Source organism: Pseudomonas sp. NPDC088322 (assembly GCF_044740745.1).
Taxonomy (GTDB): domain Bacteria; phylum Pseudomonadota; class Gammaproteobacteria; order Pseudomonadales; family Pseudomonadaceae; genus Aquipseudomonas; species Aquipseudomonas shirazensis.
Genome location: NZ_JBIURK010000002.1, coordinates 615,148 through 631,735 on the forward strand (window position 1 = coordinate 615,148; position 16,588 = coordinate 631,735).

Below are 16,588 nucleotides of genomic sequence, written 5' to 3' on the forward strand. Positions count from 1 at the left end.
TTCGCTAAATAGCGATTCTACAGTGCGCCGCGTTATGCGCAGAATAAACCTTACCAATTGTTTCCGGATTCGCCATGTCTCGCTTACACGCCATGCTCAAACGCCAGATCGACAACGGCAGCCTGTTTGCAGTGCTCGCGGCACTGGGCTTCAGCTTCAAGGCGATCTTCGTCAAACTCGCCTACGCCGCAGCTGCGGTAGATGCAATCACCCTGCTGGCGATGCGCATGGCGTTGGCCCTGCCGCTGTTTGTCTGGTTGCTGTGGCTCAGCCAACGCCAGGGTGGCGAACGGTTGACGGTGGCCGATGGGCTGCGGGTGGCAGTGTTGGGGCTGCTTGGGTACTACCTGGCCAGCTGGTTCGACTTTTATGGCTTGCAGTACATCAGCGCGGGGCTTGAGCGGCTGATCCTGTTCACCTACCCCACCTTGGTACTGCTTATCCAGGCCGTCGCCCTGCGTGAACGGCCCACCTTGCGCACGATGGCGGCGATGGGGCTTTGCTATCTCGGCCTGGGCATCGCATTCGTGCACGATGTCAGCAGTGCCAGCGCAGGCCAGCAGATCATTGTCGGCTCGTTGTGGGTGTTCGCCAGCGCGGTCACTTACGCGATGTATTACTGCGGCACCGGCATGCTGCTCAAGCGCATGGGCTCTATGCGCCTGGCCGGGTTGTGCGGCACGGCTTCAAGTTTGATGGTGCTAGCCCACTACCTGCTGGTGGCGGATGTAAGCCAGCTGGCGCAGTTGCCGGCTGCGGTGTGGGCCAATGCCGGACTGATGGCAGTATTCTCCACGGTGCTGCCGATCTACTGGCTGGCCCTGGCGATTCAGCGCCTGGGGCCTACCCAGACGGCGGCTGTCGGCAACCTCGGCCCGGTACTGACGGTGCTGGCGTCGTGGGCGATTCTCAGTGAGCAGATTTCACTGTATCAGGTGGCGGGCATGGCACTGGTGCTGTTGGGAGTCACCCGGTTGAAGCCGCCGGCGAAGAAATCCGCCGAGGCTCAGGCCGAGGCACCTGCCAGGTAATTTGCGGCGATGACAAGCTGCTGCGCGTGCAGGTCTTCGAGCAGCGCCAAGCCCTGCGCCTGAACCTGCTCGTCGCCCAGCGCCTGCAAGCGCTGCCGTCCGCTGCCGCTGAGCCCGGCCAGTAACTGGTAGGCCATTGGGGTGAGTCGGGCGAAACGCACCTGCAGGTGCTGATCGCGATAAACCACCAACAAGGTTGGCGATGCAGGTGGCGCTGAAGGCTGATAGCCGGGGCCGATCCGATCGACCGGCCAGCGGTACGCCAGGATCCGCGCCAGGCACGACAGTGTTGGCTCGCCCTCCAGCAGATCGGCTGTATCCAGCTGGGTGAAGGCCTCATCAGCGCTCAGGAAAAGCTGCGCTTCGATCCATTCGTAATGGGCCAGTTCCAGTTGCCACGGGGCGTCCAGATCAGCCTCGTGCAGGTACTCGATGAATGCCCCGCCGACCTCGGTAAACAGCGGCGTCTGGCTACGGTAAGCGGCATAGAAATCACGCACTCTGGCGTGCCAGACCAGCTCGCCCAGGGTTGCTCGCATGACCGGGAAACTGGCTGCCAGCAGCCCTTCGATGCTGTTGTAGCACAGCTCGCGATAGACCCGCAGGCGCCGAGCCTCGATATCGGCCGGCGGCGGGTTGCGCACGGGGTCGCGCACGTAGTTGGCCATCTGCAATTGCTGCTGATGCAGGTTCATGCTGCACGCCTCGCGCGGGCTTGTTGCGCCATTGCAATGCGCGCCGTTTCGGCCAGAAGCTCGGCCAATGGCGGGTAGTTGAAATCGCGTTCAAGAACCGTCGGCTGCACGCCAAAGCGCTCGCAGGCCACTGCGTACAGGTCCCAGACGTGCTCTTTCACCGGCGCGCCGTGAGTGTCGACCTTGAGGTCGGGGGCTTCGTCATAGTGACCCGCCACGTGCATGGCAGTGACCCGCTCGCGGGGCAAACCGTGAAGAAAGTCGACGGGGTCATAGCGATGATTGCAGGCATTGACGTAGACATTGTTGATATCCAGCAGCAGATCGCAGTCAGCCTCGTCCAGTACCGCGCGGATAAACGCCAGTTCACTCATGGCCTGGTAAGGCGCGGCGTAGTAGCTGATGTTTTCGACCGCGATTCGCCTGCCCAACTGGTCCTGAGTCTGGCGAATGCGCGCGGCGACGTGGCGCACGGCTTCATCGGTGAAGGGTATCGGTAACAGGTCGTAGAGGTGACCGTCATCGCTGCAATAGCTGAGGTGTTCGCTATAGTGCCGGACCTCAAAGCGATCCAGAAACTGCCGGGTGCTGGTCAGCAGGGTCCGGTCCAGCGGTGCGATGCCGCCGAGTGACAGCGATAGCCCATGGCAACTGATGGCAAAGCGTTCAGCCAGCTGGGCCAGGCTGCGGCCATGGCTGCCACCGACACCGATCCAGTTTTCCGGGGCGCACTCGAGAAAGTCTACCGCCCCCAGGGGCATCGTCAGCAATTCGGGTAACAGGCCGCGACGGAGGCCTAGGCCGGTGCGCAGATGCGGGTTGTTCATGCTTGGTACTCCGGGCAAGTGCCGCAGGCCTGATCCATATCGAGGATCGAGGCCTGCGGACGTTGGCGGTCAGGACTTGGCTTTGCCTGCCTGTTTCTCGCTGGCACCGCATTTGCCCTCACCGCACTTGCCTTCGGCCTTGCCGGCTTTGGCCTCACCGCCGCATTTGCCTTCGGCTTTGCCAGCCTTCTCACTGCCGCCGCACTTGCCTTCGCCGCATTTGCCTTCCGCGTCGGTCTTGGCGGCGGCCAGTTGATAACCCTGGCTCATCGGTTCGACGGCGAAGGCGCTATTGCCCAACAACAGGCTGCCGACGACAGCAGCGCCAAGCAGGCCAAGGGTGTTTTTCGACTGTTTCATGGTGGTGCTCCACTTGCGGTTGGTAGTGGAGCCATTGAGCCGCAGTGGTGTGTCGGTGATGTATCGGCACTGCGGTGCTTTTGTATGGGAGTGGGTCAGGAATAGGTGTGGATACAGAGTGATACACGCGGGCGGGTGGACCGCTACGCAATCCTTTCCGGCCGGCTGGCGTCCGGGGAGACCGCTTGGTGCCGCGTGTATACCTTCATTCGCGCTCAATCCTCCAGCGGCTTGGGTGGCGCCGCTGGCTTGGCCGGCTTGGCAGGCTTGACGTTCTTGGCCTCCTTACCCTTGGGCTCCGGAGCAGCTGCCGCAACCGGCGCCGCAACCGCTGCAGCCTTCTCGCTGGCAGGCAACTCGTCCACCGCCTTGAAGATCACCTGCGGATCAAGCTTGTCGCCGCTGTCGTCATCCTTCAACACATGAAACTCGCCATCCTTGCCCACCAGAATGACCTTGGTGCCTTTGCTCGCACCAAGTTTCAGTTCACGAATCAGGGCCATGGTGGTCTGCTGCTCAAGGTTTTTCCCTTCGCGCGTACCCGCTAGGCCAGCAACGCTGTAGAGCACCAGCTGACGCTCTTCAAAGGCCTTTTTGGTCGCCGATTCATTCAGTGCCTCGTTAAGGCCACGCAAGGTCGGGTCAGCTGGGCTGGGGGCAATCACCACCAACGGCCTGGCCTTGCCCAGCTCCTTTGCCAACGGCGCATCGCTGTCGGCGGCAAGCAAAGGGCCAGCTACGGCTAGCAACGTGGCGAGGGTCAATGACCGGACAAGCATGCACATCTCCTTATTCTCTCGATGAAACAAAGACTACAGATCGGGGAGAAAGATCCTGTCGGCGAGCCTAAACCAAGTCATCCAACACCCGCTTGGCTCAAGCGTAACTGCCGATTTCCAATACCTTCGCAGATCAGGACGACAGCACCTACGGAAAATGCCTACGCCCTGTTTGAGCATAGCCGATTGCCGCCAGGCGATTAATTTTTCCCCGTGGCCACACGTCCTTCCCCTCATAGCGTGTGGCTTGAGCCACGCCCGGTTACCACCCTGATCCGAGATGGCAATGAACATACGATTGCGCAACAAGGCGCTGTACCTGGGCCTGCCCCTGCTGCTGGCGCTGGGTGGCGGCGGCTACCTGGCCTGGGACCACTGGAGCAACCGCGGCTACCCCGCCGAGGTGACCCAGCAGGCGGACGCGCTGCATGAATACATGCTCACCTTTGACAGCCATATCAGCCTGCCGCTGGACTACGCCAGCGCCGGCAACGAGTTCGATAAAGACGGCGCGGGCCAGTTCGATCTGGTCAAGCTCAACCGTGGTCGGCTGTCCGGTGCCGCGCTGAACCTGTTTGGCTGGCCAGAGATGTGGAACGGCGACAATGCGCCGCACAAGCCAACCGCCGCCTTTGTCGATGAAGCGCGCCACCAGCAGGAAGTGCGCTACCGGATCATCACCGGCCTGGTCCGCGACTTTCCCAATCAGGTCGCCATCGCCTACAGCCCCGACGACTTCCGCCGTCTGCACGGCGAAGGCAAGTTCGTGATCTTTCTGAGCATGCTCAATGCCTACCCACTGGGTAATGACATCGATCTGCTCGACACCTGGGCTGCGCGCGGCATGCGCATGTTCGGCTTCAGCTATATCGGCAACAATGCCTGGGCCGACTCATCGCGGCCGATGCCGTTTTTCAACGACACCCCAAATGCCCTCGGCGGCCTGTCGGCAATTGGCAAGCAGGCCGTGCAGCGGCTCAATGACCTGGGCGTGATCATCGATGTGTCGCAGATGTCGACTCCAGCGCTGGAGCAGGTCGCCCAGCTCAGCCGCGCACCGCTGGTAGCGTCGCATTCAGCGCCGCGGGCGTTGGTGGACATCCCGCGCAACCTCAGCGACCGCGAGCTGCAGTTGATCAAGGACAGTGGCGGTGTGGTCCAGGTGGTAGCGTTCTCGCAATACCTCAAACCACTGACCCAGGGCACCCGCGACAAACTCAACGCGCTGCGCCAGCGCTTCGACCTGCCGCCCCTGCAAGACCTGGCCATGGCCCTGATGCCTGGCGACCCGATCATTGCCGGCTGGCCCGAGCAGCGCTTCGGCGAGTACGCAGGCGCGCTGTACGGCATTCTCGAAGACGAGCCCAAGGCCACGTTGCAGGATTTTGTCGCGGCCATCGACTACACGGTGGCCAAGGTCGGCATCGATCACGTCGGCATCAGCTCGGACTTCAATGAAGGCGGCGGTGTGCAAGGCTGGGACAACGTCGGCGAGGTCCGCAACGTCACAGCCGAGCTGATCGCCCGCGGTTACTCAGAGGCCGATATCGCCAAGCTCTGGGGCGGCAACTTCATGCGCGTCTGGGCGCAGGTGCAAAAAGCGGCGCAACCGGTCGCCAGCCTGCAATCGGCCAGCTCTGTCGTGGAGGCACAGCCATGAACCCGCGGCGGACCTTTCTCAAGCAGGCCGGGGTGCTCGCCGCCACGTTGCCGCTGGGCCAATACGCGCTCGCCACGGCTGCTGAAAATCCTGCGACCAGCGCCAGCGGCGACAAATGGCGTGACCTGCAGCAGCTGTTCGAGCAGGACCCTAGCTACCTGCACCTGTCCAACTTCCTGGTCACCTCGCAGCCGCGCCCAGTCCGCGAGGCAATCGCCCGCTACCGCGCACAGATCGACCGCAATCCGGCCCTGGCAATGGACTGGGACCTGCAGGAAACCTGGAAGCGCGAGGGCCAGGTCCGCCGCGCCGCCGCTGAATACCTGAAGGTGAGCCCGGCCCAGATCGCCCTCACCGGCAGCACCACCGAAGGCCTGGCGATGGTCTACGGCGGCATCCATGTACGCCCGGATCAAGAGATCCTGACCACCGTGCACGAGCACTATTCAGCCGAAACCAGCCTCGACCTGCGCACCCGCAAGCAAGGCACCCAGGTGCGCCGCATCACCCTGTTCAAAGACCCGGCGCTGGTCAGCGAAGACGAAATTCTCGGCAATATCCGCCAGGCCATCCGCCCGCAGACACGCGTGCTGGGCATGACCTGGGTGCAGTCGGGCAGCGGCGTCAAACTGCCGGTTGCGCGTATCGGCGCGCTGGTGCGCGAGGCCAACCGCGACCGCGCCGAACAGGACCGCATCCTGTATGTGATCGACGGCGTGCATGGCCTTGGCGTGGAAGACCTCGACGTACCGAGCATGGACTGCGACTTCTTCATCGCCGGCACTCATAAATGGTTGTTCGGCCCACGTGGCACCGGCATCGTCTGCGCCCGCAACGCCAAGGTCGAACACCTGACGCCAATGGTGCCAACCTTCTCCGAAGACACCGACTTTGCCACTACCTTTACCCCCGGTGGCTACCACGCATTCGAGCACCGCTGGGCGCTGGATGAAGCCTTCAAGTTGCACCTGCAATTGGGCAAGGCCGACATCCAGGCGCGCATCCATCAACTCAACAGCTACCTCAAGCAGCAACTGTCGACGGTGCGAGGGGTCGAGCTGGTAACCCCCCGCAGCCCGACGCTTTCCGCCGGTTTCTGCTTCTTCCGGGTCAAGGATCGCGACTGCGACGAGGTCGCCGCCTACCTGCAGAAAAACAAAGCCATGGTCGATGCGGTGTACCGCGATGTCGGCCCGGTGATCCGCACCGCGCCGGGCCTGCTCAACGACGAAGACCAGCTCGAGCGCTTTGTCGCCCTGCTGCGCAAAACGGTGTAACCCATGTATTCGCCAACGAGAATTGCCATGTCCCAGCCCACCTCGCGCCCTACCCTCGCCCGCCTGCACGGACTGACCCTGGCGCTCGCCGCCGGCATGCTGCTCAGCAGCGGCGCCCAGGCCGCAGCGCCCGGCACGGTGATCCGTGACTGCAAGGACTGCCCAGAGCTGGTGGTACTGCCCGCAGGCAGCTTCAGCATGGGCACCCCCGAGGGTGAAGTCGGCCGCCAGCCCGATGAAGGCCCGCAGCATGAGGTGACCTTCAAGCGCCCTATCGCCATCAGCCGCTTCCAGGTACTCAAAGGCGAGTGGGATGTGTACCTGCGCGACAGCGGCTACCGCATGCCCAGCGGTGATGACCGCGAAGGCCGCCAGTGCATCGCCGGCATCCCGCGCTACAAGTACGAAGCGCGCAACCCGGCGGTGTGCCTGGACTTCAACGAAGCCCAGGCGTACATCCAATGGCTGTCGAAAAAGACCGGCAAGCAGTACTTCATGCCCAGCGAAGCGCTGCGTGAATACGCCGCCCGCGGCGGCAGCAAAGGCCCGTTCCCGTTCCCGCTGGACCCGGACAAGGAATACAGCATCGCCCTCAATGCCAACACCTACGGCCCAGCAGACGGCTTTGCCAATATCGCCCCGGCCGGCAGTTTCAAGCCCAACGCCTTTGGCGTCTATGACATGCACGGCAACGTTTCCGAATTCACCCCTGACTGCTACCGCGACAGCTATGAAGGCGCACCCAACGACGGCAGCGCCTGGACCGAGCCTGGCTGCAAGGTGCTGTCGATGCGCGGCAACGACTGGATCGAGCCGCCGATCTTCTCCCGCTCCGGCAACCGCAACGCCACCATCCCGTCCGACCGCGGCGACTGGCTGAGCTTTCGCGTTGCCCGCGAACTGTGACCGCCACCCCACCCGTGCCCCGAGGGAGCCCTGCCATGCCCGCACCACTGTTCAGCCTGACCTTGCCTGATGGCCGCCGCGCCAGCACTCACGGCGACACCGCCGAGGGCGTGCTGCAGGTCGGCGACCTGCCCTCGCTCAGCTACCGTTTCGACGGCGAGCGCGTGCTGATCGACAGCCCGCTGCCCGCGCACTACCCCGCCACCGCCTTGCTGGCAGTGATCGGCAGCCACTTTGCCTACCGCAAAAAATCCGCCGTGCTCAACATCAACCTCAAAGCCCCGCAGGCATTCGCCGTTGCGGCAATCCGCCAGGGCGTGTTCGACACGCAGCTGCCCAGTGCAGATGGCAGCCTCGAACTGCAATGCCGACGCGCCACCTTCTGGCAGAACCCGCTGGCATGGCTGACCGCACCGGCCAGTGTGCACACGGCCCCGCATTACTGTTTCAGCGGCGAAAAACGCCACCCTCAGCGCCCCCCTATCCCTGCCGGCGAAGTCTATCGGCGCCACCTGCCGGGCCTGAACAGCACTTTCAGCCTGCGCACCATCGACCCCGACCGCGACCTCGAAGCCTTCAACCGCTGGATGAACCTGGAACAGGTGGCGTACTTCTGGGAGCAGACCGGCAGCCTCGAAGAGCACGCCGCCTACCTGCGCGAGATGCTCGACGACCCGCGCGTGCATCCGCTGATCGGCTGCTTCGACGATGAGCCGTTCGCCTACTTCGAGGTGTACTGGTGCAAGGAAGACCGCATCGCGCCGTTCTATGACGTGGCCGACTACGACCGCGGCTGGCATGTGGTGGTCGGTGAGAGCAAGCACCAGGGGGTGGGCAAGCTCAAGGCCTGGTTCAACTCGCTGATGCATTACATGTACCTGGATGATCCGCGTACTCAGCGCATTCTTGGCGAGCCGCGCATCGATCACACGCGCCAGATCGAATTTCTCAAGTCGCAGGGCTTCGGCCACTTGAAAGACATCCAGTTCGTGCACAAGAAGGCCGCCTTGCTGCGTCTTGAGCGCGAATACTTCTTCGAACGCAGCCTCTGATCTGCGTCGTTAAAGGGTTTGGCCTGCCATCAGGCCGAACCCGCTAAGCAACCGGCTGCCCGCCACCTTCCCCGTTGAATCCCCCGCCTCTGCTCAGGGCAAGCGCCCGCCTGACCGTCCTTCTCCCGCCGTTGCCCTGCACCAAATCCCCCCTGCGCAGTTGTCGCAAGTCGTCAAAAGGATTGCGCATGGACGCTCTCAGAACAGGCGGCGTGAACAGGAAATGGATAATCGGCAGGCCTCCAGTGCGCACTGACGTCGGACTGTTTGCAGCGTTACCGAGAAAACAAGAACAAAGACCTGCAAAATTTCAAGGTGGGTAGTTAATTTATGGCAATGGAAAACAACGCTGAAACCCTCGCACTCGGCGTGACCGACCCCTCCAAAACAGAAGAAGCGCGGCAAGATCGGCATCTAGAAGGCAAGATCGACTGGATCGTGTTCGGCATTACCAGCATCACCGCAATCGCCTTCATCCTCTGGGGCTTCCTCAGCCAGCTGACTCTTGCCGCCAGCGCGTCAGCGGCGCAATCCTGGGTCATCATCAATTTCGGCTGGTTCTTCGTGCTGACCTCTACGCTGTTCGTGATTTTCGTGCTCTGGCTGGCGGCGAGCCGGTACGGCAGGATCCCACTCGGGCGTGACGGCGAGGTGCCCGAGTTTCGCACAGTGTCGTGGGTCGCGATGATGTTCAGTGCCGGCATGGGCATCGGCCTGATGTTTTTCGGCGTCGCTGAGCCGCTGTCTCACTACATGACGCCACCTCCCGGCTCAGCGGCCCCCCAGTCCAACGAAGCGATGCAGGTGGCGATGGCTACCACCCTGTTCCACTGGACGCTGCACCCGTGGGCGATGTACGCGATTGTAGGCCTGGCGATTGCTTACGGTACGTTTCGGCGTGGCCGCTCGCAGCTGGTTTCGAATGCATTTCGTCCCCTGATCGGCAAGCATGCCAACGGGCCGCTGGGGCGGGTAATCGACATGATGGCCATTTTTGCCACCTTGTTTGGCTCTGCCGCTTCACTGGGGCTTGGGGCGCTGCAGATCGCCGGCGGCCTGGAATACAACGGCTGGATCGAACACCCTGGCAAAATCTTCTACCTCGCCATCGTGACCGTGCTGACCATCGCCTTCGTTGCCTCTGCGGTGTCCGGGATTGGCAAAGGCATCAAGTGGCTGTCCAACGTCAACATGATCCTGGCCCTTGCCTTGGCCGTGTTCGTATTCCTGGTCGGCCCGACGTTATTGATGTTGAACCTGCTGCCGACCTCTATCGGTGTCTACATCAAGTTGCTACCGGAAATGATGGCGCGTACCAGCGCCAGTGGCGGCCCGCAGATGGACAGCTGGCTGGCCAGCTGGACCGTGTTCTACTGGGCATGGTGGATTTCCTGGACGCCTTTTGTCGGCATGTTCATCGCCCGCATCAGTCGCGGCCGGACCATCCGCCAGTTCGTCAGCGGCGTGCTGCTGGTGCCAAGCCTGGTCAGCCTGATCTGGTTCACCTTGTTCGGCGGTGCAAGCATCGATGCAGTGCGCGAGGGCAGCCTGCTGCTGGTGGACGGCGTGGTCAACAGCAACACCGCGCTTTACCAGCTTCTGGACGGATACCCGCTGGCAAGCCTGACGTCGGTGTTGGTCATGGTGCTGGTGGCGATTTTCTTCGTGTCCGGGGCGGACGCTGCTTCGCTGGTGATGGGCACGCTGTCGGAGCGCGGGACGACGACACCGTCGCGGTCCACGGTGATTTTCTGGGGCGGCCTGACCGGCACCGTTGCGGCGATCATGCTCGCAATTGGCGACCCGGCGAATCCCGGCGCGGCCCTTACCGGTCTGCAGAACCTGACTATCGTCGTGGCCCTGCCCTTTGTGATCGTGATGGTATTGCTGTGCGTGGCGCTGTATCGCGATCTGCGCAGGGATCCGATGATGCTGCGTCACGTGCGTGCCAGCGAACTGATCGAAAAGGCAGTACTGTACGGCGCGGTGAAGCATGGCGAGGAGTTTTACATCGTCGTCCAGGAAACCAAGTCTGCACCTAAGCACGCGAGTGAAAAACAGCACGCAACCGAGTCGTAACGGCTATCTGAATTGGCTTCAACCTGAGCGGCTCTGCGAATGGTGGACATTTCTGTCCACCATTAGCGCGAGCAGCTCATCCTCCCCTCTCTCCTCGCTAAATCCCCCTCCTCCCGCTTCGTCCTCTCTGCAGGGATACGCCAGCCTTGCGCGCACGGCTATCTGTCTTTTTCTCGCCGTTCGACTCAGGAGTTTCCATGATCAGCCCTCCACGCAGCCGCAGCGCCTTCGCCGACCTGCTGCGCCTGCTCAAGCCGTTCTGGCCCCTCGTGACTGTGTCCATCGTGCTGGGCATGGTCGGTGGCTTGTCGATTACTGTGTTGCTGGCCACCATCAACAACGCCCTCAACAGCGAGGCTGGCTTGACCGGCAACGTCGTCGCCGCCTTCGCCGGCCTGTGTCTGCTGGCGCTGTGCTGCTCGATCCTGTCGGACATGAGCAGCAACCGCGTCGGCCAGTACATCATCCGCCGCCTGCGCCTGGAGCTTGGCGAAAAGGTCCTCAGCGCACCGATTGCGCAGATCGAGCGCTACCGCAGTCACCGGCTGATCCCGGTGCTCACTCACGACATCGACACCATCAGCGACTTCGCTTTCGTGTTTGCCCCGCTGGCCATCTCGCTGACCGTCACCCTCGGCTGCCTGGGCTATCTGGCCATGCTGTCGTGGCCGATGTTCCTGATGATGCTGGTGGCCATTGCCATCGGCTGCACCGCGCAGTTCGTCGCCCAGAACAAAGGCCTGAAAGGCTTTCTCGCAGCACGTGATGAAGAAGACAACCTGCAAAAGCACTACCGCGCGATTGCCGATGGCGCCAAGGAACTGCGCATTCACCGCCCGCGCCGCCAGCGCATGTTCACCCAGCGCATCCGTGAAAGCGCTTCGCTGATCTGCCGCAAGCAGATCGAGTCGGTGAACATCTTCATCGTCGCCAAGACCTTTGGCTCGATGCTGTTCTTCGTCGTGATCGGCCTGGCGCTGGCCATGCAAGCCTACTGGCCCGACAGCAACAAGGCGGTGATGAGTGGCTTTGTGTTGGTGCTGCTGTACATGAAAGGCCCGCTCGAGCAGTTGATTGCCAACCTGCCGATCGTCAGCCGCGCGCAAATTGCCTTCCGGCGCATTGCCGAGCTGTCCGAGACGTTTTCCTCGCCGGAGCCACATCTGCTGCTCGACGCCCCGGCCAACCCCGCGCAAGCGGTGCACGAGCTGGAACTGCGCGACGTGCGCTATGCCTTCCCGGTAGTTGACGGCGCTACGCCGTTTGCCCTCGGGCCGGTCAACCTGAAGATCCGCCAGGGCGACATTGTCTTCATCGTTGGCGAAAACGGCTGCGGCAAGACCACCCTGATCAAACTGCTGCTGGGCCTGTATGAGCCGCAGCAAGGCGAAATACGCCTGAACGGCCAGGCGGTAACGGCACAAAACCGCGATGACTATCGCCAGTTGTTCACCACCATCTTCGCCGACTACTACCTGTTCGACGACCTGGTCCAGGGCGACGGCGACCTGCCGGCAGACGCTGCCCGTTACCTGGAACGTCTGGAAATTGCCCACAAGGTAAGCATCCGCGACGGCGCCTTCACCACCACCGACCTCTCCACCGGCCAGCGCAAGCGCCTGGCGCTGGTCAATGCCTGGATCGAAGAGCGGCCGGTGCTGGTATTCGACGAATGGGCCGCTGACCAGGACCCGACCTTCCGCCGCATCTTCTACACCGAGCTGCTGCCCGATCTGAAACGGCTGGGCAAGACCATCATTGTCATCTCCCACGACGACCGTTATTTCGATGTAGCCGACCAGCTGGTACGGATGGATTCGGGCAAGGTGCGCAGCGATCTGGAGCCGGCCTGAAAAAACTTTTCCGGTTTTCAGCGGGTCATGCGTTCCATTGTAAGTTGAGACGCAATCGCATTAACACTTACGCCATATATAAGAGCCGACACAATGCCAGCACCACACCGCCTCACCCCACTAGGAAAAGCACTGCTTCTGCGCCATGCCTTGCGCCCATCGTTGAGCATGAGCGCTCTTGGCCTGGCCCTGGCCCTGCCCTATGCAACGGTTGCTCAGGCGCAGGACCTGGCTTTCGACATTCCGGCGCAGCCGCTGAGTAGCGCGCTGCTCAGCTTCGGCAAGCAGACCGACATGCAGATCCTGTTCAGCCAGGACACCGTGCAAGGCCGCCGCAGCGCAGCAGTAGCCGGTCGCCTGTCGCCTGAGCAAGCACTGGCGCGACTGCTGCAGGGCACTGGCGTCAGCTACAGCGTGCAGGGCAACGTCGTCACCCTTGGCGCTCCGCGGGCGGCGGATGATTCGGCCATGCAGTTGGGTGCAACGAACATTTCCGGGGCGGCGTTGGGGATCACCACCGAAGGAACAGGTTCGTACACCACCGGTGAAACCGCAGCGGCTACGCGCTTGCCTCTGAGCCTGCGCAAGACGCCGCAGTCGGTCAGTGTGGTCACTCGCCAGCAGATGGATGATCAGAACCTGCAAAGTGTTTCCGATGTGCTCAAGCAGACGCCGGGGATTACCGTCAACCAGGAGAGTTCGGAGGCGTACAGCTTCTACTCGCGGGGCTTTCAGCTGGAGAACTTTCAGTTTGATGGTGTGCCGAGCTTGTCTTCCGACGGTGGCTCGCTGCGGGACAACTACAGCATTGGTAACACCATCATCTACGACCGCGTTGAAGTCCTGAAGGGCGCTACCGGATTGGTCAACGGTGCTGGGTACCCATCTGGAGTCGTCAATCTGGTACGCAAACGTCCGACCAGCGAATTCAAGGGGCAAGTCGGTGCTGGCGCAGGCTCGTGGGATAAATACACCACTGATCTGGATCTGTCTGGACCACTGACTGAAAACAAGAACATCCGCGGGCGGATGGTTGCCGGGGCCCAGACCAACAAGAGCTACATCGATTACCTGGAAGGTGATCAGTACATCTTCTACGGCGTTGTTGAAGCTGATCTGAACGAGGACACCATGCTGACCGTGGGTTACGACACCCAAAAGGATCAGCATAACGGTTCGACAACTGGTGCGTTGCCCGCCTTCTACGTGAATGGCCAAACAATCAAGTTCGACCGGGACATGAACGCTGCCGATAAATGGACATGGCGCAACCAGGAAACTCAGCGTGCCTTCGCGGAGATCAGCCATGATTTTTCCAACGGATGGGAGCTAAAAACCCAAATCAGTGGCAGGAAGTACAGTTCGCGCGAGCTCATTTCCGGCCTGACCAGCGCACCGGTGGAACTGGATAACAGCGCTCAGCACGGTTTCTATCAAGGCGGTGCCTCGAAATTCAATACCACGACCAAGGAAAAAGGTCTGGATATCTACGCCCGTGGTCCGTTCACATTGGGCGGCAGGACGCATGAGGCAGTGTTTGGTTATAGCATCGCTCACACCCGCTCGGTGTCTGAACGGTACGACAACGACTTCACCGATCGCACAGTGGATGACGTATTCGACTGGGACAACAATGCGTTCAAGCCAGATGAGTATAATTGGTGGCTCACCTTCGATATCGAGTCGCGCCAGAAAGTCGCTTTCGCTTCGACAATTCTGAAACCGACTGACCAGCTTTCGGTGATCCTCGGCGCACGCGTGGTTGATTACAAGTGGCGTAACCAGAACGTCTTTGCAACGTTCAACCCTGAAGACCCGAAGGCTTCGGTTTCCGGGGAAGTTGTGCCATATGCCGGCCTGACCTACGACCTGGACGATCATCACACGGTCTATGCCAGCTACACCGACGTCTTCAAACCGCAACCCTTCAACTTGACTCCGAGCGGCACTGCACTGGACCCGCTGACCGGGCAGAGCTACGAGATCGGCATCAAAGGCTCGTACCTGAATGACCGCCTGAATGCCAGCATGGCCCTGTTTGAGCTCCAGCAAGATAACTTCGCAGAAGCGATTGCTGGCGATAATGGCGGGGCGTACCGAGCCGTTCAAGGCGTGACGACCCGTGGTGTGGAGCTGGAGGTTGCGGGACAGGTATTGGAAGGCCTGCAGGTGCAGGGGGGCTACACCTTTGCCGAATCGCATGATGCGGATGACCGTCGCGTTGCGGCCAATCAGCCTCAGCATATGTTCAAGGTGGCGACCAACTATCGCCTGCCCGGCGATCTGAACAAGGTCACGGTGGGCGGTAACGTGTACTGGCAGAGTGGGACCTATTTCCTGCCGGGCGACTGGTACACCGTCAGCGATCCTACTGCCAAGTTTGAGCAGAAGGCTTACACCCTGGTGGGCCTGGTGGCTGGGTATGATGTCAGCAAGGACCTGAAGACCACGGTCAACGTCAATAACCTGTTCGACAAGCATTACTACAGCGGCATTGGTAACTACGGCACGGCCTTCTGGGGTGCACCGCGCAACGTAATGTTCAATGTGAAGTACAGCTTCTGATCTGACTCGCAGTCTCGCGAGTTCAAAGCCCCCACCGGGATTCCGGCGGGGGCTTTTTGTTGCCATGCGCTTTGCAGGGCAGCGAGATGCATGCACACCTAAGCCAGCGAGCAAGCAACTGCCCCCTCCCCCGCAACCTTGCAAGGGGTTACGCCAACGCACAGCATGCATTTATGCATTTTATGGTTGATGCGATGCATTTATGCATATAGAGTGGCTTCACCTGCACGAACAGCAGGCCGGAGCAAAACTGCTCCGCCATCTAGTACAGCGAGGAATATCACTCTATGCAAATCAATCTCCCAGCAACCTTTGTCGGTGCACAGCCTCCCGGTGGCAATGATCCTTATGGGATCGGTTTCAATGTACATTCTTTCCAATTCGGCGGTTCCCAAGCGTCTACACACATGGCTTATGCAAAATATGAGCTTCAAGATGCAAACAGAGGCTTGGCGAAAGAAATCGGCCGTATTGAAGCAGAGGTGAAAAAAACCTTTGCTGAGACCTCGAAAGGTCTCGACCAACAGCTGAGCAATCAACTTACCGCCGTAGGCGCCACCACAGCAAATGCAGCCAGTAATGCTGTAAAAATAGAAAAACTTATTACAAATCTGGGTGAAGACCGAGCAGTAGCACTGGAAAAAGCTAATGCTTTTTTTGGCAGCAATCCCCTTACAATTTCGATGAAGGTCAAAGCGAGCAAACTTAAAGTAGGAGGCCACCCTCGTGGCTACATGGCCATGGCACTGCGCATTCAGACGGAATACGGCTTGTCGTACGCTGAAGCGCATAAGGTCCTTTGGCTGGATGCTGCAATCGAGTCCATGGGTAAGCGCCTCGCTGAAGAACGCGTCAAAGCACAACAGCAACGCGAGGCGGAAGCTAAACGTCTAGCCGATGAGAAAGCCAAGGCTGAGGCTGAAGCCGACCACATGGCAGCGGTCAAATTCGTTGTCGACTTTTATGGCGAAGTAACAGACAAATTCGGCAATCAACTGGCCTCGCAAGCTCGGGAACTGGAACAGGCTGCTCAGGGTAAACGCATCCGGTCCGCAGCTCAGGCGATCAAGGCATTCGACCAATACCGGGAAGGCATTCAAAAGAAGTTCGGCGTCGCAGATAGGGCTGCAATCGCCACTGCGCTGAAGGCCATGGATAAGAAACAAATGTCGGAGAACCTTGCACGCTTTGCCAAAGGTTTTGGCCTTACCGGCATGGCCATGGATGGGTGGGACTTGGGAAAAGAAGTAGTAAAGGGCCTCGAGACCGATAATTGGAATCCGTTCTTCCTGAAAGCTGAAACTCTCGCGGCGGGCGCACTTGCAGGCTTTCTATTATCAGCGGTCTTCAGCCTGACATTAGGTATTCCGGCAGGTGCTGCCGGGATCTTGGCCTTTGCCTTGCTAATGGCAATTGTCAGCGCTGCGATTGATGAAAAACAGATGAAGAAATTCAACGATTTTATTTTGTCGTACGCACCCTGATTTTAAAAGGCTGACGTATT

At 60.6% G+C, this 16,588-nt stretch carries 12 protein-coding genes and 1 pseudogene; 9 read left to right on the forward strand and 4 right to left on the reverse strand.

Going from position 1 to position 16,588, the window contains the following annotated elements:
- The first annotated feature begins 74 nt into the window (after window positions 1-74).
- Window positions 75-1,031, forward strand: coding sequence for a DMT family transporter (locus ACIOAU_RS07085; protein WP_150569561.1), 957 nt, complete (start codon window positions 75-77; stop codon window positions 1,029-1,031).
- On the opposite strand, the gene ACIOAU_RS07090 is transcribed toward ACIOAU_RS07085, so the two are convergent.
- The 4 genes and pseudogenes from ACIOAU_RS07090 to ACIOAU_RS07105 form a co-directional block, all read right to left on the reverse strand.
- Complete coding sequence (locus ACIOAU_RS07090; protein WP_401180941.1) at window positions 1,007-1,726, reverse strand: DUF2063 domain-containing protein; 720 nt, start codon at window positions 1,724-1,726, stop codon at window positions 1,007-1,009. The genes ACIOAU_RS07085 and ACIOAU_RS07090 overlap by 25 nt on opposite strands.
- Complete coding sequence (locus ACIOAU_RS07095; RefSeq protein ID WP_401180943.1) at window positions 1,723-2,553, reverse strand: DUF692 domain-containing protein; 831 nt, start codon at window positions 2,551-2,553, stop codon at window positions 1,723-1,725. Before ACIOAU_RS07095 ends, ACIOAU_RS07090 begins: the two co-directional genes overlap by 4 nt.
- Before the next feature lie 105 nt (window positions 2,554-2,658).
- Window positions 2,659-2,913: pseudogene (locus tag ACIOAU_RS07100) on the reverse strand (hypothetical protein); the annotation flags it as partial.
- A 215-nt stretch (window positions 2,914-3,128) separates the two neighbouring features.
- Window positions 3,129-3,692, reverse strand: coding sequence for a DUF4174 domain-containing protein (locus ACIOAU_RS07105; RefSeq protein ID WP_101318527.1), 564 nt, complete (start codon window positions 3,690-3,692; stop codon window positions 3,129-3,131).
- Between the two features lie 286 nt (window positions 3,693-3,978).
- On the opposite strand from ACIOAU_RS07105, the gene pvdM reads away from it, so the two are divergent.
- The 8 genes from pvdM (at window position 3,979) to ACIOAU_RS07145 (ending at window position 16,568) form a co-directional block, all read left to right on the forward strand.
- Window positions 3,979-5,352: a pyoverdine-tailoring dipeptidase-like protein PvdM gene (gene pvdM / locus ACIOAU_RS07110; protein WP_150569565.1), complete on the forward strand. Its 1,374-nt coding sequence runs from the start codon at window positions 3,979-3,981 to the stop codon at window positions 5,350-5,352.
- Window positions 5,349-6,629, forward strand: a complete 1,281-nt coding sequence (locus ACIOAU_RS07115) for an aminotransferase class V-fold PLP-dependent enzyme (RefSeq protein WP_401180947.1) — start codon at window positions 5,349-5,351, stop codon at window positions 6,627-6,629. Before pvdM ends, ACIOAU_RS07115 begins: the two co-directional genes overlap by 4 nt.
- A 96-nt stretch (window positions 6,630-6,725) precedes the next feature.
- A complete protein-coding gene (locus ACIOAU_RS07120; protein ID WP_224786383.1) occupies window positions 6,726-7,535 on the forward strand; it encodes a formylglycine-generating enzyme family protein in 810 nt (269 codons plus the stop codon).
- 35 nt (window positions 7,536-7,570) lie between these two features.
- Window positions 7,571-8,587 carry a GNAT family N-acetyltransferase gene (locus tag ACIOAU_RS07125; RefSeq protein ID WP_312389384.1) on the forward strand — a complete coding sequence of 339 codons (1,017 nt, stop codon included), beginning with the start codon at window positions 7,571-7,573 and terminating at the stop codon, window positions 8,585-8,587.
- A 330-nt stretch (window positions 8,588-8,917) separates the two neighbouring features.
- A complete protein-coding gene (locus ACIOAU_RS07130; protein WP_401180950.1) occupies window positions 8,918-10,666 on the forward strand; it encodes a BCCT family transporter in 1,749 nt (582 codons plus the stop codon).
- 197 nt (window positions 10,667-10,863) lie between these two features.
- Window positions 10,864-12,519 carry a cyclic peptide export ABC transporter gene (locus tag ACIOAU_RS07135; protein ID WP_150569569.1) on the forward strand — a complete coding sequence of 552 codons (1,656 nt, stop codon included), beginning with the start codon at window positions 10,864-10,866 and terminating at the stop codon, window positions 12,517-12,519.
- A gap of 93 nt (window positions 12,520-12,612) precedes the next feature.
- The gene (locus ACIOAU_RS07140) at window positions 12,613-15,084 is read left to right on the forward strand and encodes a TonB-dependent siderophore receptor (protein ID WP_401180954.1); all 2,472 of its coding nucleotides are present in this window, start codon (window positions 12,613-12,615) and stop codon (window positions 15,082-15,084) included.
- 287 nt (window positions 15,085-15,371) lie between these two features.
- On the forward strand, window positions 15,372-16,568 hold the full coding sequence (locus tag ACIOAU_RS07145; protein WP_401180957.1) for a colicin-like pore-forming protein: 1,197 nt from the start codon (window positions 15,372-15,374) through the stop codon (window positions 16,566-16,568).
- Window positions 16,569-16,588: the final 20 nt, after the last annotated feature.